The sequence below is a fragment of the Pontixanthobacter sp. genome, from assembly GCF_049682855.1.
Classification (GTDB): Bacteria; Pseudomonadota; Alphaproteobacteria; order Sphingomonadales; family Sphingomonadaceae; genus Pontixanthobacter.
Genome location: NZ_JBAUIK010000016.1, coordinates 178,183 through 202,863, shown reverse-complemented (window position 1 = coordinate 202,863; position 24,681 = coordinate 178,183). Strand labels below are relative to the sequence as shown.

Annotated in this window: 24 protein-coding genes; 13 read left to right on the top strand and 11 right to left on the bottom strand. The window is 56.5% G+C overall.

Translation table 11 applies throughout. The features are described from left to right. Nucleotide 1: 1 nt before the first annotated feature. Both WA922_RS10940 and WA922_RS10935 read right to left on the bottom strand, forming a co-directional pair. A complete protein-coding gene (locus tag WA922_RS10940) occupies nt 2-865 on the bottom strand; it encodes an AAA family ATPase (RefSeq protein ID WP_424771734.1) in 864 nt (287 codons plus the stop codon). Between the two features lie 87 nt (nt 866-952). After that, nucleotides 953-2,242: a serine hydrolase gene (locus WA922_RS10935; RefSeq protein ID WP_424771733.1), complete on the bottom strand. Its 1,290-nt coding sequence runs from the start codon at nt 2,240-2,242 to the stop codon at nt 953-955. 128 nt (nt 2,243-2,370) lie between these two features. On the opposite strand from WA922_RS10935, the gene WA922_RS10930 reads away from it, so the two are divergent. Continuing rightward, nucleotides 2,371-3,579 (top strand): alpha/beta fold hydrolase, encoded by a 1,209-nt coding sequence (locus tag WA922_RS10930; protein WP_424771732.1) that lies wholly within the window; start codon nt 2,371-2,373, stop codon nt 3,577-3,579. 87 nt (nt 3,580-3,666) lie between these two features. Here the strand turns inward: WA922_RS10930 and parE are convergent, their stop codons facing one another. Beyond that, complete coding sequence (parE, locus tag WA922_RS10925) at nt 3,667-5,658, bottom strand: DNA topoisomerase IV subunit B (protein WP_424771731.1); 1,992 nt, start codon at nt 5,656-5,658, stop codon at nt 3,667-3,669. 69 nt (nt 5,659-5,727) lie between these two features. Next, on the bottom strand, nt 5,728-6,900 hold the full coding sequence (locus tag WA922_RS10920; RefSeq protein ID WP_424771730.1) for a penicillin-binding protein activator: 1,173 nt from the start codon (nt 6,898-6,900) through the stop codon (nt 5,728-5,730). Between the two features lie 46 nt (nt 6,901-6,946). On the opposite strand from WA922_RS10920, the gene rsmI reads away from it, so the two are divergent. The 3 genes from rsmI to gshB are packed head-to-tail and all read left to right on the top strand — an operon-like array spanning nt 6,947 to nt 9,160. Further along, on the top strand, nt 6,947-7,795 hold the full coding sequence (rsmI, locus tag WA922_RS10915) for a 16S rRNA (cytidine(1402)-2'-O)-methyltransferase (RefSeq protein ID WP_424771729.1): 849 nt from the start codon (nt 6,947-6,949) through the stop codon (nt 7,793-7,795). Then, on the top strand, nt 7,792-8,142 hold the full coding sequence (locus tag WA922_RS10910) for a YraN family protein (RefSeq protein WP_424771728.1): 351 nt from the start codon (nt 7,792-7,794) through the stop codon (nt 8,140-8,142). Before rsmI ends, WA922_RS10910 begins: the two co-directional genes overlap by 4 nt. 25 nt (nt 8,143-8,167) lie before the next feature. Further along, nucleotides 8,168-9,160 carry a glutathione synthase gene (gshB, locus tag WA922_RS10905; protein WP_424771727.1) on the top strand — a complete coding sequence of 331 codons (993 nt, stop codon included), beginning with the start codon at nt 8,168-8,170 and terminating at the stop codon, nt 9,158-9,160. 11 nt (nt 9,161-9,171) lie between these two features. On the opposite strand, the gene WA922_RS10900 is transcribed toward gshB, so the two are convergent. Together WA922_RS10900 and hemW are read right to left on the bottom strand one after the other, a co-directional pair. Further along, on the bottom strand, nt 9,172-10,068 hold the full coding sequence (locus WA922_RS10900) for a tyrosine recombinase XerC (RefSeq protein ID WP_424771726.1): 897 nt from the start codon (nt 10,066-10,068) through the stop codon (nt 9,172-9,174). Beyond that, the gene (gene hemW, locus WA922_RS10895) at nt 10,065-11,216 is read right to left on the bottom strand and encodes a radical SAM family heme chaperone HemW (RefSeq protein WP_424771725.1); all 1,152 of its coding nucleotides are present in this window, start codon (nt 11,214-11,216) and stop codon (nt 10,065-10,067) included. Before hemW ends, WA922_RS10900 begins: the two co-directional genes overlap by 4 nt. A 44-nt stretch (nt 11,217-11,260) precedes the next feature. Here hemW and WA922_RS10890 point away from each other — a divergent pair, with 44 nt between their 5' ends. Next, entirely contained in the window at nt 11,261-11,803 is a 543-nt protein-coding gene (locus WA922_RS10890) for a CAP domain-containing protein (protein WP_424771724.1), read from the top strand. On the opposite strand, the gene rdgB is transcribed toward WA922_RS10890, so the two are convergent. Both rdgB and rph read right to left on the bottom strand, forming a co-directional pair. After that, on the bottom strand, nt 11,800-12,429 hold the full coding sequence (gene rdgB, locus WA922_RS10885; RefSeq protein WP_424771723.1) for an RdgB/HAM1 family non-canonical purine NTP pyrophosphatase: 630 nt from the start codon (nt 12,427-12,429) through the stop codon (nt 11,800-11,802). The two genes, WA922_RS10890 and rdgB, sit on opposite strands and share 4 nt — an antisense overlap. Before the next feature lie 9 nt (nt 12,430-12,438). Further along, a complete protein-coding gene (gene rph / locus WA922_RS10880; RefSeq protein ID WP_424771722.1) occupies nt 12,439-13,152 on the bottom strand; it encodes a ribonuclease PH in 714 nt (237 codons plus the stop codon). Nucleotides 13,153-13,233: 81 nt separating this feature from the next. On the opposite strand from rph, the gene hrcA reads away from it, so the two are divergent. Both hrcA and grpE read left to right on the top strand, forming a co-directional pair. Continuing rightward, on the top strand, nt 13,234-14,277 hold the full coding sequence (gene hrcA / locus WA922_RS10875; RefSeq protein ID WP_424771721.1) for a heat-inducible transcriptional repressor HrcA: 1,044 nt from the start codon (nt 13,234-13,236) through the stop codon (nt 14,275-14,277). A gap of 56 nt (nt 14,278-14,333) precedes the next feature. Beyond that, entirely contained in the window at nt 14,334-14,933 is a 600-nt protein-coding gene (gene grpE, locus WA922_RS10870; RefSeq protein WP_424771788.1) for a nucleotide exchange factor GrpE, read from the top strand. Nucleotides 14,934-14,935: 2 nt separating this feature from the next. On the opposite strand, the gene WA922_RS10865 is transcribed toward grpE, so the two are convergent. Further along, entirely contained in the window at nt 14,936-15,469 is a 534-nt protein-coding gene (locus tag WA922_RS10865) for a vgr related protein (RefSeq protein WP_424771720.1), read from the bottom strand. A 9-nt stretch (nt 15,470-15,478) separates the two neighbouring features. Then, on the bottom strand, nt 15,479-15,970 hold the full coding sequence (locus tag WA922_RS10860; RefSeq protein ID WP_424771719.1) for a copper chaperone PCu(A)C: 492 nt from the start codon (nt 15,968-15,970) through the stop codon (nt 15,479-15,481). 177 nt (nt 15,971-16,147) lie between these two features. Here WA922_RS10860 and dnaK point away from each other — a divergent pair, with 177 nt between their 5' ends. The 3 genes from dnaK (at nt 16,148) to WA922_RS10845 (ending at nt 19,905) form a co-directional block, all read left to right on the top strand. Then, the gene (gene dnaK, locus WA922_RS10855; RefSeq protein WP_424771718.1) at nt 16,148-18,076 is read left to right on the top strand and encodes a molecular chaperone DnaK; all 1,929 of its coding nucleotides are present in this window, start codon (nt 16,148-16,150) and stop codon (nt 18,074-18,076) included. An 81-nt stretch (nt 18,077-18,157) separates the two neighbouring features. Continuing rightward, on the top strand, nt 18,158-19,276 hold the full coding sequence (gene dnaJ, locus WA922_RS10850) for a molecular chaperone DnaJ (RefSeq protein ID WP_424771717.1): 1,119 nt from the start codon (nt 18,158-18,160) through the stop codon (nt 19,274-19,276). 11 nt (nt 19,277-19,287) lie between these two features. Continuing rightward, nucleotides 19,288-19,905: a DUF6445 family protein gene (locus WA922_RS10845; protein ID WP_424771716.1), complete on the top strand. Its 618-nt coding sequence runs from the start codon at nt 19,288-19,290 to the stop codon at nt 19,903-19,905. An 18-nt stretch (nt 19,906-19,923) separates the two neighbouring features. On the opposite strand, the gene WA922_RS10840 is transcribed toward WA922_RS10845, so the two are convergent. Next, the gene (locus WA922_RS10840) at nt 19,924-22,236 is read right to left on the bottom strand and encodes a patatin-like protein (RefSeq protein ID WP_424771715.1); all 2,313 of its coding nucleotides are present in this window, start codon (nt 22,234-22,236) and stop codon (nt 19,924-19,926) included. Between the two features lie 70 nt (nt 22,237-22,306). On the opposite strand from WA922_RS10840, the gene radA reads away from it, so the two are divergent. Genes radA through WA922_RS10825 form a run of 3 tightly spaced genes read left to right on the top strand, consistent with a single transcriptional unit; the run spans nt 22,307 to nt 24,654 of the window. Continuing rightward, a complete protein-coding gene (radA, locus tag WA922_RS10835; protein ID WP_424771787.1) occupies nt 22,307-23,671 on the top strand; it encodes a DNA repair protein RadA in 1,365 nt (454 codons plus the stop codon). Nucleotides 23,672-23,682: 11 nt separating this feature from the next. Next, nucleotides 23,683-24,192 carry a CvpA family protein gene (locus WA922_RS10830; RefSeq protein ID WP_424771714.1) on the top strand — a complete coding sequence of 170 codons (510 nt, stop codon included), beginning with the start codon at nt 23,683-23,685 and terminating at the stop codon, nt 24,190-24,192. A gap of 21 nt (nt 24,193-24,213) precedes the next feature. Further along, nucleotides 24,214-24,654: an iron-sulfur cluster assembly scaffold protein gene (locus WA922_RS10825; RefSeq protein ID WP_424771713.1), complete on the top strand. Its 441-nt coding sequence runs from the start codon at nt 24,214-24,216 to the stop codon at nt 24,652-24,654. Nucleotides 24,655-24,681: the final 27 nt, after the last annotated feature.

Genomic DNA, 24,681 nt, shown 5'->3' with positions numbered 1-24,681 from the left:
ATCACCCCGGATTGCGCCGTGACATAAAGGCCAGGCGTTCAAACAGCATAATGTCCTGCTCGTTCTTGAGCAACGCGCCGTGCAGCGGCGGGATGGCTTTGGATGGGTCCTGACTTTGCAGAACGTCCAGTGGCATATCTTCGTTCAGCAGCAATTTTAGCCAATCGAGCAGTTCGGATGTGCTGGGCTTTTTCTTCAAACCAGGAACCTCCCGGATTTCGTAGAACATCTCCATCGCTTTGCTGACGAGAGTTTTTTGGATCCCGGGGTAATGTACTTCGATGATCGACCGCATCGTCTCGCGGTCGGGGAATTTGATGTAGTGGAAAAAACAGCGGCGCAAAAACGCGTCGGGCAGTTCTTTTTCATTATTCGACGTGATGACGACGATGGGGCGCTCCTGCGCAGCAATCCGCTCCTGCGTCTCATAGACATCGAAGCTCATCCGGTCGAGTTCCTGTAGCAGATCGTTCGGAAATTCGATATCGGCTTTGTCGATTTCATCAATCAGCAGCACCGGCAATTCGGGCGAAGTGAAGGCTTCCCACAATTTCCCCTTCTTGATGTAATTACGGATATCATGAACCCGCTCTTCGCCCAGCTGTCCATCGCGCAGCCGTGCCAGTGCGTCATATTCATACAGACCTTGCTGGGCTTTGGTGGTGGATTTAACGTTCCATTCGATCAGCGGCGCACCGACAGCCTTGGCGATTTCGTGTGCGAGCACGGTTTTACCGGTACCCGGTTCCCCTTTCACCAGCAGCGGGCGGCGTAAAGTGACCGCTGCATCAACCGCCACTTTCAAATCATCGGTTGCGATGTAATCGTCAGTGCCGCCAAAGCTGCCCATCTTGGTGTCAGTCATGAAATATCCTGTGCTGAGTGTCTCTTCACGCGGGCGTTAAAGTCGCCGCCGTCAAAGGGCAAGCATGGATGCGTATGAAACAGCCGTTCAGGAGGCCAAAGCGATCATGCGGCTGGCCAGCAATGACAGAGCCGTTTTATCGACGTCTTCCTGTTTGTTGTTCCAGCTCAGCGTCAGCACATGCCATTCACCGCCCTTATCGCGCAGCAACCATGTCAGATTGAAAACGCCGGGTTCCGATCCGCCCTTATATCCGACATAATCCCATTCATCGATGCGCATTTGCGGCAGCGATTTGGTAACGGTCAGTATGTCGCGCGCGGTGGGATCATCCAAGGCAACAATGCGCCGCAAAAGCCGCCTCAAATCACGCCCACTGGCAAACCATTCAAGCGTGTCGATGGCTGTCGGTTCTGTAAAACGCGGCGGAGTGATCGCGCCGGGATCACCTTTCACAGCATCCTCAAAATCTGCCAATATACGGCGCTTACTAGACTGATCTGCGGCCAGATACTCTGCCGCATTGGCCGGACTTCCTTTCAGAGCGAACAGTTCCAGCGTTGAAAGAAACGGCAATGTCCGGTCGGGGTCTGAATGACCGCTCGCGATCAATTCACGCTCAACCGCATCACGGCCCAGTTCGTGCAGCAGAATATCGGTCGCAGTGTTATCGCTGATGGAAATCATCATTGTCGCCAGCGTGTGCAATGTGACCGGCGCATTTACCGGCCAGTTCTGCATTTGGCCGCTGGGTAAGGATCGCCGGTCCAAAACCGCAACATCGGACCATTGCCGCTCACCAGCTTCGATCGACCGCGCCAGTGCCGATAGAATATACAGCTTGAAGGTTGAACCAATCGCATACAGCGTTTGCGCATCGCGAGCCACAAACGGCCTGGCGGTTTGATCCAAAGGCGCGAAGAACACGCTGACATCACCCGGTAATGCGTCCAGGTCAGTGCTGATTTTCGCCAAACTGTCTTCGATCGGATCAAATGTCTGTATCAGCAATCCGGTGACCCGGTGCGGGGCAGAGGACTGTATAGTCATGGACGATACGCCCAAAGCGCGTTCGAACCGGAACACCACTTTGCCGCCATACGGTCCTGCCGGTTCCACCTGTTCTACGCCAATCAATGCGCCAAATTGGGCAGTTAAGCTGGCCGTAAGCTGTGCCAGTTGTGCGGGCGGCACCTGCGTCAGAAATGCATCGTCAAATACGTTTTCAGCGGTTTTTGCGCCCTGCAGCACAGCCGCCACATCATCAGCCCGGCTTGCAAAAATGCTGTCTTCCGCTTCCTGAGCAAATGCAGAGCCCGGCACTGCCATCACAGTCAGGCTCATAGCCATAACGGCCAGCATTATACGTGTTATCATGGGATGTTCCTTCTTCCGCCAAATGCAGCAGAGCATTTTCACCAACTTAAACACATTCTATCAGATATTTGCAGCCTTTACCAATTCCCAGCACATGGCAAGGTGCGCTGTGTAGAGAGGAAACTGTCATGCCAACCGAACCACTTACCATTACCACTGACGCCGGGCACAGGCTTGCCGGATCGCTGGAGATGCCCACTGGATTTGTGCGCGGGGCGGCCCTGTTTGCGCACTGCTTCACATGCACAAAACAGAGTAAAGCGGCGGTGGCGGTGACGCGCGCGCTGGCAGAATGCGGGATCGCCACATTGCGGTTCGATTTCACCGGTCTTGGCGGCAGTGAGGGCGAGTTTGGGCGGGCTGGCTTTGCCACCGATGTCGGCGATCTGGTTGCTGCTGCGGAGAGCTTGCTGGAGCGGTTCGGCGGCAAGCTATTGCTCGTCGGGCACAGCCTGGGCGGCGCGGCCGTGCTGGCAGCTGCGGATGATTTGGGTTTTGACCGGATCGCCGCCATAGCCACCATCGGCGCGCCGTCCGATGTGGCGCATGTGCTGGATAGGATAGGCGGTAATTTGGCCGCTATCCAGCAGAAGGGGCAGGGCGATGTAACCATTGGCGGGCGGGCGTTCGCACTCAGCCGTGAATTTATTGACCGGACCGTCAGCGCCAAATTACTCAACGAAGTGGCGCGCATACGGGTGCCGCTGATGATTCTGCATGCGCCAACTGATGAGTATGTTAGCGTCGATCATGCGAGCAAATTGTTTATGGCGGCGAAGCATCCAAAGAGCTTTGTTAGCCTGGACGGCGCGCATCATCTTTTGCTTGATGATATAGACGCGCGATTCGCAGCAGGAGTAATCGCAAGCTGGGCAGACCGCTATCTGCCCGCGCGCGGTAATGATCTGAAGCCTGTCGAGGGTGTGATAGTCCGCACCGGACACGGCAAGTTCGGTACCGAAGTCCATACCGATACGCACCGCTTTATCGCTGACGAACCACTATCCTATGGCGGGAATGATAGCGGACCGTCGCCTTACGATCTGCTGCTCGCTGCGCTGGGAACGTGCACAGCGATGACGATGAAAATATACGCAGACCGCAAAGGGCTGGCATTCGATGGCACCACAATCGCTCTGCGCCACGAACGCAATCACGCCGAGGATTTATGCCACGCGCTGGATGAAAGCGAAGCGGCGCAGGCGATTTATCGTACAATCAGTTTGGCGGGCGATTTGAGCGCGGACGATCAAGCCAAGCTGATCGAAATTGCTGACAAGTGCCCCGTGCACCGGACGCTGGAGGGACATTTGCATATTCATACTGAGAGGGCGTGAGTGATCGGGAGTTATAGGCGCGGCGTTGTTACCAAGCAGACTAATGCCACGGTTGAATAGCAGTGCCGTTATCGCCGCCCCGCGCCATCACGCATCGATCATATCACGGTCCATATCGCCAGCATTGTTCTGGATGAAATTGAAACGGTGTTCCGGGTTGCGGCCCATCAACTGATCGACCAGTTCCTTCACCACCGCGCGCTGTTCAAATTCTGCCGGCAGAGTGATCCTCAGCAAACCGCGCGTGTCGGGGTTCATGGTGGTTTCGCGCAATTGTGCAGGGTTCATTTCACCCAGCCCCTTGAACCGGCCCACTTCCACAGTTTTTCCTTTGAATACGCTCGCTTCCAGCTCCGCGCGATGGGCGTCGTCACGGGCGTAACGGCTCTCTTTACCCGCAGTCAGGCGATAAAGCGGGGGCTGGGCGAGGAAGAGGTGCCCCTTGCGAACGATGTCGGGCATTTCCTGAAAGAAAAACGTCATCAGCAATGTCGCGATATGCGCACCGTCCACATCCGCATCGGTCATAATAATCACGCGGTCATAGCGCAGATTGTCTGCGTTACAGTCTTTGCGGGTCCCGCATCCCAGCGCCAGCGCCAGATCGGCAATTTCTGAATTCGCGTTGATCTTGTCTTTGGTCGCGCTGGCAACATTGAGGATTTTACCCCGGATCGGCAGGATCGCCTGCGTTTTGCGGTCGCGCGCTTGCTTGGCGCTGCCACCCGCTGAATCACCCTCGACAATGAACAGTTCGGTTTCTTTATCAGTTTCGCCGCTACAATCAGTCAGCTTGCCGGGCAGGCGCAGCTTCTTGGCATTCGTTGCCGATTTACGCTTAATCTCGCGCTCTTGCTTGCGCCGCAAACGCTCATCCATCCGCTCCATAACCTGACCGAGCAGAGCCTTGCCGCGCTCCATATTATCGGTCAGGAAATGGTCGAAATGATCGCGCACGGCGTTTTCAACTAGCCGCGTGGCCTCAAGCGACGTCAACCGGTCTTTGGTCTGTGACTGGAATTGCGGGTCACGAATGAAGACGGACAGCATCACTTCGCCGCCGGTCATTATATCATCAGCAGTCAGATCCTTCGCCTTTTTTGCGCCCGTCAGATCCCCAAAAGCCCGTAATCCTTTGACCAGAGCCGCACGCAGACCCTGTTCATGCGTGCCCCCGTCTGGCGTTGGTACAGTATTACAATACCAGCTGGTTGTTCCTTCGGAATAGAGCGGCCATGCACAGGCCCATTCCACGCGGCCCTGCGATTGCCCGCTCTCATCTTCGGGAAATTCCTGCGTACCGGCAAAAGGCAGCGAAGTAACGCATTCACGGCCATCCAGTTGCTCCGCAAGATGATCAGCCAACCCGCCGGGAAATTTAAACACTGCCTCGGCCGGGACATCATCACTGACCAGACTATCCGCGCATTTCCAGCGAATTTCGACACCGGCAAACAGATAGGCTTTCGAACGGGCGAGCTTGAACAACCGGTGAGGCTTAAATTGCCGGTCACCAAAAATCTCTGTGTCCGGGGTAAAGCTGACAGTGGTGCCGCGCCGGTTGGGGGTGGGGCCAAGCGTCTCAATCGGGCCCAGCGTTTGACCTTTGGCAAAACTCTGTGCGTAAAGCTGTCGGTCGCGGGCCACTTCGACCCGGGTATCGCTCGACAGGGCATTGACCACGCTGACGCCTACTCCATGCAAGCCGCCGCTGGTCGCATAGGCTTTGCCGGAAAATTTACCGCCGGAATGGAGAGTGGACAGGATCACTTCCAGTGTGGATTTACCCGGAAACTTTGGATGCTCGTCTACCGGAATACCGCGCCCATTATCAGTAATACTCAGCCGGTTACCTTCTTCCAGACTGACCTCAATTCGGGTTGCATGCCCCGCAACCGCCTCGTCCATTGCATTATCAAGCACTTCGGCGGCAAGATGGTGCAATGCGCGATCATCCGTGCCGCCAATATACATGCCGGGCCGGCGGCGGACGGGCTCCAACCCCTCCAAAACCTCGATCGAGGAGGAATCATAATTACCGCTAGAGGCCGGCGTACCGTCGAAAAGATCATCTGACATGGCGCAGCTATAAGCGGGTGTTTCGCGCGCTTACAAGCGGCGATTGGGCTTTATCGCCTATCGTGCGTGTCAGTCGTCGAACTTGGACGGTGCCGCATCGACGATAACCACTTCCCCGTCACGCACTTCGCGCACCTCCATTGCACGCTCAACCACGCCATTTCGGGAGAAACGGAACGCCCCGTCCAGCCCCAGGAATCCGTCACTCGCGCGCAATTGAGATACCGGAAAATTCGACCCCACACGCCAATCACGCGCAACCCGCAACGTCAGCAGAACACTGTCATATCCCAGAGTCGCAATCCGGAACGGCTGGCTGCCAAAGCGCGAAGTATAGCTGTCTGAAAACCGTTTGAAGCGCGCATCAGACACAGCTGAAAACCACGATCCCCGCAGAGCTGAAGCCCGCGTGACAGAAGACTCCCCGCTCAGCAATTCTGTGCCGATCAATTGCGTCGTGCCCGATCCGCGCGGACGCAATTCGCCGGCAGCCAAAGCCGCAAGCCGTGCATTATCCGCAATCAATACCGTATCAAAGCCGCCCGCAGAACGCAGACGCTGGGCCGCACTTACGATCGAGGTATTACCGCGGTCGTAACTTTCCGAACGCACGACCTGTCCGCCCGATACCTCTACCGCGCTTGACAATGCAGCCTTGGCATTCGCGCCATAATCCCCGTCAGGCGCGATAATCGCGAAGTTTCGCGAGCCTTTACTACGCGCGTATGTCACAGTGCGCGTGATCGATTGGCCCGGAACATGCCCCATCACAAAAACATCTGGTCCCGCCACGCTCACGTCATTGGAATAGGATATCAACGGCACATCTGCGGCCCGCGCCTCCGCTAGAACCGCAGGGACATTATTGGCCAGCAATGGGCCAAGAATGAGCTTGTTACCCTCTCCCAATGCCTTACGCGCCGCAGCGCGGGCATCATTAGCCGTGTTGTAAGTGGTAATGCGCAAATTTGCCGCATTGGTGTCAAGCAACGCCATAGTGGTGGCATTGGCGATCGCATTGCCGACACCGCCATTGCGGCCTGTCATAGGCACCAGCAACGCAACCCGGTGGCGTGTGTCATCAGTTGGTAGAGCCTGGGTCGGAGCCGCCGGTACAGTTGTGGCAGGCGCCTGAGTGGTGGGAGCGGGCCCCTTGGGAATAACCTCGCAGCCTGCCAAAACAACCGTCGCGGCCACGACCATCATATTCCGGCGGTTAAAAGCCGTTTTGACCAAATTCATTCGCTTCATCCTTGCGGTACTACTCACTGGGGTTCAATGCAGGGCTGTGTCTATCGAACCGCCCCCTGAAGCCCTTTCTCCCGGCCTCTATATCGTTGCCACGCCGATTGGCAATCTTGGCGATGTAACATTGCGCGCGGTTGATAGTTTTACACGTTGTGATGTGGTCGCATGCGAGGACACACGGGTAACAGGAAAGTTGTTGAAACATCTGGGGATTCACAAACCGCTGCACCGCTATAATGATCACAGTGACGAAGCGGCCCGGCTTCGATTGGTGCAAATGATGCAGGATAACGCTGTCGTTTTGGTGAGCGATGCCGGTACCCCGCTCATCTCCGATCCCGGACACCGGCTCGTCCGCGATGCCCGTGCAGCGGGTGTTGCCATCACGAGCCTACCCGGTGCGTGTGCAGCGATAACCGCCCTGACGCTATCCGGCCTGCCCAATGACCGGTTCTTGTTCGCAGGGTTCCTGCCGGTTAAAGAAAAGGCCCGCAAAGCTGCGCTGGAAGATGCCGGCGCGGCCAATGCAACGCTCATATTTTACGAGACAGGCCCGCGATTGGTGAAATCGCTGGATGCGATGGCAGAGCTTTTACCGGATCGTGCCATATCTGTCGCACGGGAACTGACAAAGCTGTTCGAAGAATGCCGAACCGGTAGCGCCGCAGTTCTGGCGGGGCATTACCGCGACAATCCGCCCAAAGGGGAGATTGTGCTGATGGTGGGGCCGCCGGCCAAAGCCGCATTTTCGCAGCAGGATGCGGATGCATTGCTGCGCGCTGCGCTGGACATTGACAAACCCTCCCAAGCGGCCAGCAAAGTCGCGAAGGCCATCGGTGGGGACAGAAAAATGCTGTATGCCCGCGCCATGCAGTTGCGCGCGCGGTGAAACGACAGGTCGCCGAACAAAGCGGGCGCGAGGGTGAACGGCGTGCGGCGATCTGGCTCAAGCTGAAAGGGTGGAGCGTGCTCGCCCGCCGTGTCAAAACCCCGCGCGGCGAAATAGACTTGATTGCAAAGCGCGGAAATCTGGTTGCCTTCATCGAGGTAAAATGGCGCAGGAAACCGGCCGATCTTGACCTTGCAATTGATGAACATAGACTGCGCCGCGTAGCTGCAGCGGCCGAATGCGTGGCCCATCAATATGCTGCCGAGGGGGAGGATATGCGCATTGACGTGATGCTGCTTGCGCCCGGCCTATTTCCCCGCCACATCACCAACGCCTGGCAACCGTGATCGTGTTTCGCCAGCGATTGCCTCAATGGAAAGACTGACTATGCCCGCCGCCAACAATCCGCTGCGTATCGCCGTCCAGATGGACCCGATGGACTCGATCAACATTGCTGGCGATTCCAGCTTCGCGCTGATGCTTTCGGCGCAGGCTCGCGGTGCCGAACTGTGGCATTATGATGTGCGGACGCTTGCCTATGATACGTCGGTGGTTGGCGGCACGCTGACAGCGGATGCGGCACCTGTTACCGTCCAGCGGGTAGAAGGCGATCATTATTGTGCGGGGGAGCGCCGCCGGATCGATCTGGTCAAGGATATAGACGTGATCTTGATGCGGCAGGATCCCCCTTTTGATCTGGGATATATCAGTGCGGCATTGCTGCTCGACCGGCTGACAGGGCACACGCTGGTGGTCAATGACCCGCGCGAAGTTATCAATGCGCCGGAAAAAATGCTTGTGCTCGATTATGCGCAATTTATGCCGCCGACGCTGATTGCCCGTAAGTTGGAGGATGTACGCGCTTTTCAGGCCCGTTATGGCAGCGTGGTGGTCAAACCGCTGCATGGCAATGGCGGCAAGGCGATTTTCAAACTGGATGCGGACGGTACGAATACGTCCGCCCTGTTTGAACTGTTCAATCAGACATGGCCCGAACCGCATATGATCCAACCCTTCCTGCCCGAAGTGTCCGAAGGCGATAAACGGATCGTGCTGATTGATGGCGAATTTGCTGGCGCGATCAACCGTAAGCCAGGTGAAGGCGAATTCCGCTCCAACCTGGCGCAAGGCGGCTATGCCGAAGCGGCCACATTAACCGCTCGCGAAGAAGAGATTTGCGCCGCGATGGGGCCTGAACTGAAAAGGCGCGGACTGGTTTTTGTCGGGATCGATGTAATCGGCGGCAAGTGGCTGACGGAGATCAACGTCACCTCACCAACCGGAATTGTTGCGATCGACGCGTTTAACGGCACCGACAGTGCGGGCGCGATTATGGATGCGATTGAGCGGCGGCTGGCTGATTAATCCTGGCTTTTTCAATCCTGATCGCGCGGATGCGCGCGCCGGTATGTCTCGAGCAATTTTGCTGCGTCGACCTGCGTATAAATCTGCGTGCTGCCAAGGCTGGCATGGCCGAGCAGTTCTTGCAGACTGCGTAAATCGGCACCTGCGCCCAGCAAATGCGTGGCAAAACTATGACGAAGCGCATGCGGCGTCGCAGTTGCCGGGAGACCCAGAGCGGTCCGTGCCTTTGCCATCGCTTTTTGCACCATACCCTGGCTCAAAGTTCCGCCGCGAAAGCCGCGAAATACCGGCTCGTCGCGGGGCATTGGCCAAGGACACATCGCATAATATTCGTCCATCGCTTCGCGGATAATGGGGATAATTGGGACAATGCGCTGCTTGTCGCCTTTGCCTGTAACCCGAAGCGTTCCCTGCAAAGGCACCTGATCGCCGGTAATCGCCAGAGCCTCCGCAATCCTTAATCCCGCCCCGTAAAGCAATAACAGCACCGCGCGGTCGCGCGCACCGATCCAATCGGTTGCGGCGTTGCTATCGACCACATCCGTAATGTTCGACGCATCATCGGGTGTCAGCGGGCGGGGCAAGCCCTTCTTAATACGCGGACCGCGTATTCTGGGGCCGCCTGTTTCGGCCATTCCGCATTGACCGCGTGCATAAGCGATAAAGGCCTTGATCGCCGATAATTCGCGCGCGGCGGAGCTGTTGTTCAATCCGTCAGCGCGCCGTCCGGCAAGATGGGTTCTGAGCTGGAGCGACGAAATCGCCGAAATATCCGCCCAGCTGTCACAAGCTCTGTATCCCAGCAGCCGGTCTGCGGCGGCTACATAGGCTCTCACCGTATGCGGCGATCTGCGGCGGCCGTGCTCCAGATGGCTGCGCCATTGGCCCAGTATATCCGCAACGTTCATGCAGCAACCAGATCGCTGTGAACCAGCGCGCCCAGAATGGCATCAAGCACGGGCATGCCCCGATCTGTGACTGCAAGGCGATCTGCTGAAAACACCACATAGCCCAATCGTTGCATCATTTCGGCCTGCCGGGCATCGATCAGATTTTCGGGCGCGAACCCGAAACGTGTGGCCAAATCTGACAGGCACACACCTTCGCGCAATCGCAGCCCCATCAGTAGGGCTTCTGAAGCGGATTCGGCTTGCGACAGGCGCCGCGCCTCTTTCATGCCGTGGCCGTTTTGCGTGATTGCCGCCAGGTAGTTCTCAGGCTTTTTATGGCGCAGCGTGGCGTAGCTCCCGCGCCGCCCATGTGCGCCGGGACCGATCCCGACATAATCCTGATACCGCCAATAGGTGAGATTGTGACGGCTTTCCTGACCTGCGCGCGCATGATTGCTCACTTCATAATAGCGGATGCCCAATTCCGCGGTCATCGTCTGCGTGACCGCGAATAAATCCGCTGCTGGATCGTCGTCTAGCGGCAAGAAAGCTCCGATCCGCACGTCGGTGGCAAAACGCGTATTGGGTTCGATGGTCAGCTGGTATAGCGAGAGATGATCTGTGCCAAGCGCCAGCGCCTGCGCCAGTTCAGCGCGCCACATCGTTTCGCTTTGCTTGGGGCGCGCATAGATCAAATCTATGCTCACCCGGTCAAAATTCTGCTGAGCGATCTCGAGCGCCGTCAGACTTTCAGAAACGGAATGAAGCCGCCCGAGAAACCGCAGTGCATCATCATTCAAAGACTGCAAGCCAAGGCTGATGCGATTGATCCCTGCGGATGCCAGATCGGCAAACTTTTCCGCCTCGACCGATGACGGATTGGCCTCCAGAGTGATTTCTATGTCAGGATCAAAACCCCACAGCGCCTGCGCCCTTGCCAGCAATGATGCGACAAGGGCGGGGGGCATTAAAGACGGCGTGCCGCCGCCGAAGAAAATTGAACGCAGTGGCGTGCCGCCAGATAGTGCCGCCTCGAACCGCATATCGCTGATCAGAGCCGCCTCCCACTTGGCGTAATCAACTGCGCTGCGGACATGGCTGTTGAAGTCGCAATAGGGGCATTTCTTCACGCAAAAGGGCCAATGGATATATAGAGCGTGTGCCACGCCTCTTTCAGCACTTGTTAAGATGATGAAGTCAAGGTTTTGTCATGCAAAGATTGGCCAATCTGACTGTTTGCAGCCTGATCATTGGTGCAGCTGTTCTGCACGGCATAGCGACTGCCTCTGACACTGCGGCACCAGAGGGGCCTTCCGATATGTTCGAAAGCACTTTGCTTGATCAGCATAATGCGGAACGCCTTGCCAAAGATCTTCCCGTGCTGTTTTGGGATACGGCATTGGAAATACAGGCCCGTGAATGGGCGGTCAGGCTTGCCAATGATGGCGCGATACATCACTCGGCCTATGAGGCGCGAAACACAGCTGGCGAAAACATATGGGCTGGCTCGGCAGGCCAATTCAAAGCCGAAGATATGATGCGAACATTCCTGGAAGAACGCCGATACTTCCATGCCGGTAAATTCCCCTACGTCACAACAACTGGACGATGGCAGGATGTCGGCCATTACACACAAATCATCTGGGCCAGCACGCAGCGCGTCGGCTGTGCGATTGAAACCGGCGACACGCTTGATTTTCTTGTATGCCGCTATTGGCCCAGCGGGAATATGGCGGGCGTTTATGTAGGTTAAGCGCCAAATTGCTCCGCGACCAGTTTGGTGAACGCATCCGCGCGGTGGCTGATCGCATGCTTCTTTGCTGGTTCAAGTTCTGCAAATGTCTTATCTTTGCCGCCTGGAACGAAGACCGGATCATAACCGAAGCCGAGCGATCCGCGCGGCGGCCAGGTCAGCGATCCGTCGATGCGCCCTTCATAGACAGCCTGGTTCCCGTCCGGCCAGGCAATCGCCAATACACAGGAAAACCATGCCGAGCGGTCCACGTCCGGCCCTTGCTCCGCCAGCAATCCTTCCACCTTACCCATAGCCATATACCAGTCGCGGCCAGCGGGCCCTTCAAAATGCTGCCGCTCTGCCCAATCGGCGGTATACACACCGGGCCGCCCATCAAGCGCGGCAACCGACAACCCGCTGTCATCAGCAAGCGATACAATGCCCGACGCCTCTGCCGCTGCGCGCGCCTTGATCAGCGCATTCTGGGCAAAGGTGGTGCCAGTCTCCGCCGGTTCGGGAAGGCCAAGTGATCCGGCGGAGAGGCATTTCATCCCATACGGCCCCAGCAACGCCGAAATCTCTTTCAGCTTTCCCGCATTATGCGTTGCTATCACTAGCGACCCGGAACCAAGGCGTTGTGTCATTGTCAGTCCCTATTGTGTCGCTTTCAGCTGTTCGGCAAAGATGCTGCTGCAACCGATTTTTGCGAGGCGCAGCAGGCGTAGCAAGCCTTCTTCGTCATACGTTGCGCCCTCTGCAGTGGCTTGCACCTCAGCAATCTGTCCGCCCTCAATCAGCACAAAATTGGCATCCGCATCTGCATCGCTATCTTCCGGGTAATCGAGGTCGAGAACCGGCGCACCTTTATAGATACCGCAGCTGATCGCGGCGACCTGAGCGGTTATCGGATCGTGCGTGATAGCACCCGATTTCATCAATGCGTTGACGGCTAGGCGCAAGGCAACCCATGCACCTGAAATTGACGCGGTCCGGGTTCCGCCGTCAGCCTGTATTACATCACAATCCAAAGTGATCTGACGCTCGCCCAGTTTCTTCATGTCAACTACCGCGCGCAAGGAGCGCCCGATAAGCCGCTGGATTTCTTGTGTCCGTCCGCTTTGCTTTCCGCGCGCTGCTTCACGGCTGCCACGCGTGTGCGTTGCGCGCGGAAGCATCGAATATTCACCCGTAATCCACCCTTCGCCTTTACCGCGCAGCCACGGCGGAATCCGTTCTTCCACGCTGGCAGTGCATAATACCCGCGTGTCGCCAAAACTTATCAGGCAGGAGCCTTCTGCATGCTTGGTGAAGCCGGTTTCGATAGTGATTGCGCGCATTTCGTCAGCCGCACGTCCGGAAGGTCGCATAGAATGTCCTTTGATGAATCGATCGTCCCGCGTTAGGCGCAAGCGAGATAAAGCCGCAAGGGCCGTTATGAGAATGATCCGTTGACACATGTACCATTGACCGAATTGACAGAGCGCGCGCGGGCAATTTTTCAGCTTGTCGTCGAAGGCTATATTGAAGATGGCAGCCCGGTGGGATCAAAGGCGCTAGCCAATGACGGCCGGGTTAATCTTTCGCCTGCTTCGGTCCGCTCCGTATTGGCTGATCTTGAAACCCTCGGGCTGCTCGCAGCACCGCATACGAGCGCCGGGCGGATGCCGACCGAAACGGGCTTGCGCCTGTTTGTAGACGGCATGATGCAAATGGCGGAACCAACCGCGCAGGAGCGTGCCACCATCGAACGCCGCCTGACGGAAAATGGTCCGATAGAAAAAGCCCTGGAAGCCACCAGTACGCTGTTATCGGAATTATCGGGCGCGGCGGGCATGGTGATGGTGCCGAAGCGCGAGAGTAAGCTGCGGCAGCTTAATCTGGTGCGGGTATCGGAAAATCAGGGACTGGCGATTCTCGTCGGCGAGGATGGCCAGGTTGAAAACCGCGTCTTCGACCTGAAAGCAGCGATAGATCAATCGACATTAGAACAAGCCGGTAATTTTATCTCCCAGCGCCTGGGCGGAAAGACGCTCGCTGAGGCAGCCGCGGCGCTCAAACATGACATTGCCAGCGGCCAGAATGCGTTGGACAAAGCAAGCCGCGATCTGGTTGAAAGCGGGCTTGCGATATGGACACAGGACCCAGCCCAGCGCCCCATCCTGATCGTCCGTGGTCAGGCCAGACTGATCGATGACGGGGCCCTGCAAGACATCGAACGGGTGCGCTCTCTATTGGATGATCTGGAGAATAAGCAGTCGGTCGCCGCGTTGCTGGAGAATGCTCGCGAAGCCAATGCAACACGAATTTTCATCGGTGCGGAAAACAGATTATTTTCCCTGTCGGGATCATCGGTGATTGCCTCGCCATATCGTGATATTGACGGAAAAGTGGTTGGTGTGTTGGGGGTCATCGGCCCCACGCGGTTGAATTACGCGCGCGTTGTCCCCATGATTGATTTCACAGCGCGTTCACTGGGCAAACTCATCGGCTGAACTGATCGGGAGACCCATTGGACAGTGGCCAATTTTATAGCTGGATTTGAATGATGATGAATGATGACAAGCCGGAACCAACCAGTTCCGACACCCAGGATGCAGCCGTAGAAGCAGAGCTCGAAGGCGTGCCTGCGGAGATGCTGGCAGATGATGAGGAAGACAGCAGCGACGAGGGCGGCCTTGAAGAGGCGTTAGCCAATCTTCGCGGTGATCTGGAAGAACAGAAGCAGCAAGTTCTCTATGCCCGCGCAGAAACCCAAAATGTCCGCCGCCGGATGGAAAAAGATATCGCCGATGCGCGCGCCTATGCAGCAACCGGATTTGCCCGCGATATCCTATCGGTGGCAGACAACCTTGCTCGCGCAATTGAAGCCGTGCCGGACGATCTGCGCGAAGATGAAAAATTCAAGGGGCTGGTCATCGGTATCGAAGCAACCCAGCGCGAGGTCGAAAAGGTTTTCGGCCAGCACGGCATTACGCGGATCGCCGCCACGGGCATGCCGCTTGATCCCAACCAGCATCAGGCGATGATGGAAATCCCCAGCGACCAGCACGAGCCGGGAACGATCGTTCAGGAGATGCAGTCCGGCTATATGATTAAAGACCGGCTGCTGCGCCCCGCAATGGTAGGTGTGGCGAAAAAGCCTGAGTGAAATCAGGGGGAGCAGCTATCTTCCGAATATTTGGTCGCTCCGGGAAAATCGACCAGCCTGTCGTAAGCTGCCGGACCAGGCGCCCCCGCAACGGATACCCCCTTGCGCAACCAGAACGCATGCGTGACAATCTCTGCCTGCTGCTCAATACCATATCGTTCCAGCGGCCAACCCGGTTTCAGGCTATAATCATAACGCGCCCACGGCGTCCGGTTGAATACCAGCCACCAGCTGCCCTTTTTCTGTGCTTGCCAAACGTGAACCATCTCATGAATGAAGTGGCCCTGGCGGCTAAGCGACTGAGCGGAAAAATCATCGCAATATCCCGCGCTAAGCGGGTGAAAATGGATATGCCCGCGCGGCGCGATCGTCACATTGGACGGCTGGAACGGCATCCATTTTCTGCGCCGTATAGTAACCTTGGCATAATCGATTGCATCACCGAAAACACAACGCGCGAGCTTAACTTCGCCGGGGGTGAGGGGCCTTTCCCCGCCCACCGGACAAATCGGTGCTCGCTCGCTGCTTGATTCCATCGGCTGCGTTTATTGCGCGATTTCGCGCTCCCCGCCAGCAGCGACAATATCCGCAGTTACGGTTTGCTTGTCTCCGCCTGAAACAATCAGAGTGACTTCAGTCGTGCCGCCCGGTTTCAATTCCGGTGACACACCCATCGCCATGATATGCTGTTCCCCCGGTTTGAAGCTGACCTGAGTGCCTTTGGTCAGTGCGACGGGCAGCATTTCCATCATCTGGACCTTGCGGTTAAATTCGCCATATTCATGCATCACTGCGCTTTCCGCACCCTGGACTGACACGCGGCTAAGCGACAATCCGCGCTCGCCATCATAGGTCAGATCAAGATAGACTGCTGCCGGATTGCCTGCAACCGGGGCAAGCACCAATCGCGCATTTTCAACGGTCAAACCCTCAATGCCTTCAGGCGCTTCGGCCACTTCCTCTGCCGTATCGCCGCAGGCAGCGAGCGTTACCGCCGACATACTCAGTACAAGACCGGCTAAAAACCGTTTCGACACAATAATAACTCCTGAAATGTTTCTTGCGCGGGACTAGCCGTAGCAATCCCTTGTGCCAACAAAAACCGCACCTATATCCACCCTCGAAGTTGCAAATTTAACAAGCTCCGTTGCGCCGTCACCCTGGACGGAGAAACGCGGCGGGGTTCAAACATTTAAGAACCAAGTGGGGAATTCATGGCTAAAGTAATTGGTATCGATCTCGGCACGACTAACTCGTGTGTCGCCGTCATGGACGGAGGCAAGCCGAAGGTTATTGAAAATTCCGAAGGCGCCCGTACGACGCCATCGATTGTTGCATTCACAAAAGACGGTGAACGCCTGATCGGTCAGCCCGCGAAGCGTCAGGCGGTGACCAATCCCGACAATACACTTTTCGCAATAAAGCGTCTGATTGGCCGCCGGTTCGATGATCCAATGACTAAGAAGGACATGGACCTCGTCCCGTATAACATCGTCAAGGGTAAAAACGGCGATGCATGGGTCAAGGCGGGCGAAGAGGATTATAGCCCGTCACAGGTGTCCGCTTTCATCTTGCAGAAGATGAAGGAAACAGCTGAGAGTTATCTGGGCGAAACTGTCACCCAGGCCGTCATCACCGTTCCTGCATATTTCAACGATGCGCAGCGTCAGGCAACTAAGGATGCTGGCCAAATTGCCGGTCTGGAAGTGCTGAGGATTATTAACGAGCCAACCGCTGCGGCTTTGGCATATGGTATGGACAAGGATGACGGTAAAACCATCGCCGTCTACGACCTTGGCGGCGGCACCTTCGATGTGTCCGTTCTCGAAATCGGCGATGGCGTTTTCGAGGTTAAATCGACCAATGGCGATACCTTCCTTGGCGGTGAAGACTTCGACAATGCGATTGTTGAGCACCTCGCGGCTGCATTCAACAAGAAGGAAAACATGGATCTGAAGACCGACAAGCTTGCTCTTCAGCGCCTGAAAGAAGCCGCCGAGAAAGCCAAAATTGAACTTTCCAGCGCGCAGACGACCGAAGTGAACTTGCCGTTTATTACCGCGCGCATGGAAGGCGGCGCCTCAACGCCGCTCCATCTGGTAGAAACCATCAGCCGCTCTGACCTGGAAAAGCTGGTTGGCGATCTGATCAAGCGCACTCTGGAGCCTTGCAAGAAAGCCATCGCCGATGCGGGCGTGGACAAAAACGGTATTGATGAAGTCATACTGGTTGGCGGTATGACCCGGATGCCGCGTGTCCGCGAAATCGTGAAGGATTTCTTCGGCAAGGAACCGCATACCGGTGTGAACCCTGATGAAGTCGTTGCGATGGGCGCAGCCATTCAGGCCGGCGTGTTGCAGGGTGACGTCAAGGATGTGCTGCTGCTCGATGTGACTCCGTTGTCACTGGGTATTGAAACGCTTGGCGGCGTGTTTACGCGGATGATTGACCGCAACACCACCATTCCGACCAAGAAGTCGCAAACCTATTCAACTGCTGAAGATAACCAACAGGCTGTTACGATCAGGGTTGGTCAGGGCGAGCGCGAAATGGCCGCTGATAACAAACTACTCGGCCAGTTCGATCTGGTGGGCATTCCGCCCGCGCCGCGCGGTGTCCCGCAAGTGGAAGTCACATTTGATATTGATGCCAACGGTATCGTGAATGTTTCAGCCAAGGATAAGGGCACGGGCAAAGAGCAGCAGATTCGCATTCAGGCATCGGGCGGTCTGTCCGATACTGACATTGAACAAATGGTCCAAGATGCCGAGAAATTTGCCGATGAAGACAAGAAGCGCAAGGAGTCAGCGGAAACGCGCAATCAGGCCGACAGTCTTGTCCACGCAACTGAAAAGCAAATCGAAGAGCATGGCGACAAAATCAGTTCCGATCTGAAAGGCGAGGTCGAGGCCGCTCTGGCAGAGACCAAGACTGCGTTGGAAGGTGATGATACTGACACCATCAGCGCCAAGGCGCAGGCACTTACCGAAGTTGCCATGAAAATGGGCCAGGAAATCTATCAGCAGGAACAGGCCAGTGCGGCGTCTGAGGGAGGTGCTGAAGCTGCCGGTACACCGCCGGAAGATGATGATGTGGTCGATGCGGAATTTTCCGAAGTGAATGAAGACGAAAACAAAGGCTGATAGCCTGTTGAAAAAACCTCTTCGCCGCTGGCATATTGCACCGCAGCATGTGCCAGTGGCGAAACCGGTTTAGGACGAATTATGTCTTCAGATTTTTATGATGTGCTGAACGTCAGCCGCGATGCTGACGACAAGACAATCAAGTCGGCGTACCGCAAAATCGCGATGGAATGTCATCCCGATCGAAACCCCGGGAACGCAGAGGCCGAAGCGAAATTCAAGACCGTTTCAGCCGCATATGATTGCTTGAAAGATCCGCAAAAACGCGCTGCCTATGACCGCTATGGCCACGCCGCATTCGAGCAGGGCATGGGCGGTGGCGGCGGCCACGGTGCGCAAGGCGACTTCGGCGATATCGGCGATATATTTGAAACCATTTTCGGCAGTGCATTTGGTGGCGGCGGTGGCCGTCAACAGGCGCGGCGCGGGGCAGATCTTCGCTATGATATGGAAATCGGGTTGGAAGATGCCTTCCACGGCAAAAAAACCCAGATTGAAATAGAAGTTTCGCAAGGCTGCGATAGCTGCAACGGATCTGGCGCGAAACCGGGTACGGGCAGTCGCGGCTGTAATTTGTGCAAAGGCCACGGCAAAGTCCGCGCCAAGCAGGGTTTCTTTGTGGTTGAGCGGCCTTGCCCGAATTGTAACGGGCGGGGTGAAGTTATTGAGAGCCCCTGCGATGATTGCCGGGGCGAGGGCCGCGTTGACCGGCCGCTTGCACTGGATGTGGAAGTACCGCCTGGTGTCGATACCGGCACGCGCATACGGCTTAGCGGTAAAGGTGAAGCGGGTCCGCGCGGCGCACCTCCGGGTGATTTGTACATTTTTGTCCACGTGGCGCAGCACAGCGTCTTTGAACGCGAGGGCACAACTTTGATCACGCAGGTGCCGATCAGCTTCACGACCGCAGCCTTGGGCGGTGAAGTGGATATCCCCGATTTGGATGGTAGCACCAACACAGTCGATATTCCCGCTGGTATCCAATCAGGAAAACAGCTGCGCGTTCGCGGCGCGGGCATGCCTGTGTTGCAGGGGCGCGGCCGCGGTGATCTGGTGGTAGAGATCGCAGTGGAGACGCCGACCAAATTGACCAAGGCCCAGCGCGAAATTCTATGTCAGTTCCAGGAAACCGAGACAGGCGAGGAATGCCCTGCCAGCAAAGGCTTCTTTGACAAACTGAAAGATGCCTTCACTGTTTAAGGACAAACGCATTGCTGCCTTCGCTATCGATAATCGATAATTTTCTGATCGATCCCTGGGCGGCGCGGCGCGAGGCATTGGCATTGAATTATGATCCAGCTCTGAAACACGGAAATTTTCCCGGTCTCAATTCGTCCGCCCCGTTACCAACAGATGCCATTGATGCCGCGGTGTCAAAGCATCTGGGCATAAATCTTGCCAGCGCGCCGGATACAAACCACGGCTGTTGCCGGGTTACGCGCAAATCCGATATAGGGCGCAGCGGAGTTCATATCGATCCCGCATATTACTCCGGCATTTTATATCTGTCGAAACCTGATGACTGCATCAGGCCTGCTGCGGGCGGCACTGATTTCTTCCGCCACAAGCGGACCGGGCTGGAAAGCGTACCGCGCGATGCGGCGGGCATTCAGGCTGCGGGTTATACAGACATCAACCTGCTGATTGATGATGTCGTCAACAAGGATACACTGTCTCCGGCCAGATGGGAACGCACCATGCGTGTGCCGATCCGCTTTAACCGGCTGATACTGTTTTCGCCGTGGCAGTTCCATAATGCAGCGCCAGGTTTTGGTAGCAAGCTGGAAGATAGCCGCTTGGTGATGCTCCTGTTTTTTGCCAAGACGTGAACGGGCAAGAAGGGCCGGTCAGCCCAATCGCTGAAGTATTTCGTTACGGATAGTGGGCAGCAAACCGGGGTCCGCCTCCAACCGTTCCTCTTCCTCATCCAAGATTGCCAGAAAGGCGTGCCGTTTGAAGCGGGTAATTTCGTCATCGTGCATAAGGCTGTCCGTCGTTGAACAGACCAGATCAATCATGCGCTCCGCCCCGTGCAAGCGCCCCCATATATAATCATTCTCGCGGTAGACCCTGCTGAAAAACGCGCCGAAATTATAGAACTCGGTCCCGCGCAAGGTCGCGGCTGTACCGCCGTCGCGTATCGACCGTGCATCATCAGGAGATATCCTGTCTACTTTGATCGGGTCAAATTCAGTCAACCCTTCATTGCGCATCAGTGGCAATGTCGCGACATCATAAAATGGGAACCCGAGATAGGTCAGCAGCATTCTTCGCCGCAGGTCCTTGGGCATTTTTTCCAATGCATCGGCCAGCATGTCCTCGGCCGCATCATCGATCGAAGCCAATAAGCGCCGCTTTGCCAGATGGGCCAGAACCGGCGCCGGGGCCCGCAGTGCATTGCTTGCGAGTACCGCAAAATCCGGGCCTAGATTTTCGACACGTTCCTGCTCAAAATAAAGTGCCAAAATCCGATAAATTGCAGCGCGCGCATCTTCCAGTGCTTCGTCCGGAATTGACGGGTCCGCTTCCCAATCACGCGCCAAGCGCCGTGTTAGCAAGCGTAGGCGGCGGATACGAAAACCCAGATCATGCGCGCGGAAAAACCCGATCGCTGCGGGCTTGGTCACCCCATTTTGAGAAAGTATAGAAAGGCCGCTGCGGGACAGTTCTGTATAAAAGCTGTCTGCGATCGCTGTGCTGTCGGGCAGTCCCAATTCCGGCGCTGCATCATACGTTAAACGTGCCAGCTTTTCTACGATACCGGTGAATTTTGCCTGCGCGTAGGATTGGAACGCGTAGCCGGCCTCGTCGGCGGCTGCCTGCTGGGCTTTGCCCCGCCATGCCGCCAGGCGTTTCGGTGTGGGTTTGTTGAAAAACACCGTACGTCCGAACAGCTTTTCTACCGTATCTTCAACATCAGGGCGCAAGGCGATCACCATACGCCGCAAACGCTCCGCATCGCGCGACTGCTCTTCCAGTTCCTCCAGATTATCGCGAATGGGTTGTTCACGGGGAATGGTCGAGATTGATCCGAATATCGCCGAGAAAAAACCGACTGGGCGATCACGGCGTTCACTATGGTCCGCAAATTTATCCGGTCTTGGATCAATGTAAACGAACCGCCGGTCAACTTCACGCTGGGCGGGGCGGCCCTGTAATGCATTCAGCGCAGCGCCGAAGGGCGCATTGACCAGCACCGATCCATCTACCAACGCAGCATTCTCAACCTCGCCGGACCGGGCGCGCACCGGCATCACACGCTCAATAAATGCATTGCGGCCCACCCATTCCCGGTTTTGGGCCATCATCAGATCATCAATTTCCTGAATCTCCAGCGGGGGGAATGCGCCGGGGAAACTGGCTGTTGCACGGGCGGCTAATGTCAATTCCGCACTGTCGGCCAAACTAGCGCCGCTTTGCCGGGGTGTGATGGCAGTAAAACCAATTGGCAGGCGGTGTTCGCTCTCCTCAACCACTGGCGGGCTGTTCAGCCGAAGCAATTCGATGTGTCCGCGAAAATCTGTCGCAGTGACCACCAGGTCGATCGGATGGCCCGGGGGCAACAGAGGGCTGCCGGTTGCACTGGTTTGCATCGCGTGCAGCGCATTATGCAACAATCTGGAAAAGCCGGGGCCCGAAAAAGGCGGCTGAAACCAGCGGCCTTTGATTAATTGGGTAACTTTGCGGCGCACCTCAGAGCGGGTTTCCGGGGCCACGCTTTCGGAAATCTCGTTGCCCGGTCGTTTCAGAAACATCCACGCGATGGGTTGTGCCCAGAATTTGGCGAACCGCCACATCGGCCGAGCATCGGGATCAACCAGCCTATCCACATCGGCATTATCAAGCCATAGATCGGTCAACGGCTCCAGTGACTGTCCCGAATGGATCGCCTGGGCAAGAAACACTGCGTTAATTCCGCCCGCGCTCGCTCCGGTAAGAATGTCAGGCAGTACGCGTAATCGTAGTCCGTGATGGCTGGCAATATGCTCTAGCAAATCACGGTATACACCTTGCACTCCTTCGCTGCGCGGAATAGCACCGTGATAGGCGCAGCTTGCCTTGGCGAGTTTCCAGATCTCCTTGGTGACGCCGTGCATGTACACCGCGAGGCTGACGCCGCCATAACACACGAGGGCGATACGAAGTTCTTTTTGTCTCACCGGATGCTTGTGGCGGGCAAAACACCGGAAGGCAATTGCGTTCCGTTTATGTTCTGACTAAGAATGCATGATGGCAAAGGCAAAAAAGCGGTATATTTGTACAGAATGCGGCTCCGTATCGCATAGGTGGCAGGGGCAATGTCCCGATTGTTCTGCGTGGAATACGCTGGCCGAAGATGCGCCTGCCACAGTATTCTCGCAGAAGCATGATCTGTCTAGTGGAGGCCGAGCGGTAGAATTCGTATCGCTCGATGCACCCAGCATTCCGCTCAAACGCCGCGCGACCGGACTGGACGAGTTCGACCATGCACTGGGCGGCGGGCTGGTTCCCGGCTCGGCCATTCTGATGGGTGGTGACCCTGGCATTGGAAAATCGACTTTGCTGCTTCAGGCGGCGGCGAAAATTGCTCAAGATGGCGCGCCAACTGTCTATGTCAGCGGGGAGGAAGCCGCTGGACAGGTACGCCTGCGGGCCTCGCGTTTGGGGCTGGCCGATGCCCCGATCAAACTCGCTTCCGCGACATCCGTACGCGATATTTTGACCACTTTGGGACATATGGAAGCGCCCGCATTACTGGTCATCGATTCTATCCAGACCATGCATTCTGACACTATCGAAGGCGCGCCGGGTACGGTCAGCCAGGTCCGCGGATGCGCGTTTGAACTGATCCGTTATGCCAAGCAGAATGGCGTGGCGCTCGTTCTGGTTGGGCATGTGACCAAAGACGGCAGCATCGCCGGACCGCGCGTGCTTGAACATATGGTTGATGTGGTGATGAGCTTCGAAGGCGAACGCAGCCACCAATATCGGATTTTGCGCGCGCTTAAAAACCGGTTTGGAGCGGTCGATGAAATTGGCGTGTTTGCAATGGCGGGCAAGGGGCTGGAGGAGGTGGCCAACCCGTCCATGCTGTTTCTATCGGGCCGCGACATTCCGCTTGCGGGCAGCGCGGTATTCCCGGCCCTGGAAGGGACGCGCCCGGTATTGATAGAAGTACAGGCGCTGATCGTCCGACTGCAGAGCGGGGCTACGCCGCGCCGCGCAGTCGTTGGTTGGGACAGTGGGCGATTGGCGATGCTACTCGCGGTGCTGGAATCGCGCTGCGGGCTAAATTTCAGTTCGGCAGAAGTCTATCTGAATATAGCGGGCGGATATCGTTTATCTGATCCTGCTGCTGATCTGGCTGTTGCGGCGGCCTTGATGTCTGCGCTTGCTGACAAAGCCTTGCCCAATCAGAGCATCTGGTTCGGTGAGGTTTCACTCGCCGGCGAAATTCGCCCTGTATCGCACGCCGGTTTGCGATTGCGCGAAGCGGCAAAACTTGGCTTCACGTCTGGCTGCGGCCCGCAGGATGCACAAGCGCCCACCGGGCTCAAATATCGCGGGCTGAAACAATTGAGCAACCTCGTTGACCAAGTGGTGGCTAAAGAATAAACCATCGACGCATGAGCGGGTTCGACATCATTGTGCTGGCAATCGTCGGCGTCGCGGCAATTGGCGGTTTTGCGCGCGGGATCGTTCAGGAGGTGCTGTCGCTCGCCTCGTGGATACTCGCGCTGTTTGCGATCCATTATTTACACACGCCCTTCTACGAGATTCTTCGGGAGTATTTGGGGGCAGGTACTTCCGTGGCGGTGCTGGCCTTCGCATTGCTATTGTTGGTTCCGTATGCAGCGATGAAACTGATTGCAGGCCGGATAGGCGAAGCATCGCGCAATTCGATACTTGGCCCGATTGACCGCGTTCTTGGTTTTGGGTTTGGGGCGATCAAGGGCGCGCTTATAGTGGTGACGGCATTCTCTCTGATTGTACTTGGCTACGACACAGTCTGGGGTGTTGCGGGCAGGCCTGGATGGATGACCGATGCGCGAAGCTACCCGGTAATCAATGCGAGTGCTGACACGCTTGTTCAAATGATTGATGAACGCCGCGCCAGATTGCGGGACGACGGCTGAAACGCCTGGCATTAAATAGACATGGCAACGGGCAATTCGGCAAAACTTTACACGCCTGATGTGCTTGCTCTTGCCGTTGATCTGGCAAATTATCCATTGCTTGGCGTCTTTGAGTGCACTGCGGAGGCGCGGTCCAGCACCTGCGGCAGCACAATTTCGCTGGGACTGAATATTGACCCTTATGGTACGGTATCGAAAATCGGTCTGTCGTTGTCCGCATGCGCAATTGGTCAGGCATCAGCGGCACTTTTTGCGCGCTCGGTCACGGGCATGTCTACCGAAGCGTTGATCAGGCAATCGGCTCAGATCGAAGCTTGGCTGAATGGCTACGAAAACCCGCCGGAAATACCATCTTTTGACTTGATAGTACCGGCACGTTCATATCCGGCGCGCCGCGGGGCTCTGTTGCTTCCCTGGCGAGCCGCTCAGCGCGCGCTTTCCAATGGCTTGGCTACCGGCTAAACAACGCGAATGTTCACAGGGGAGAAC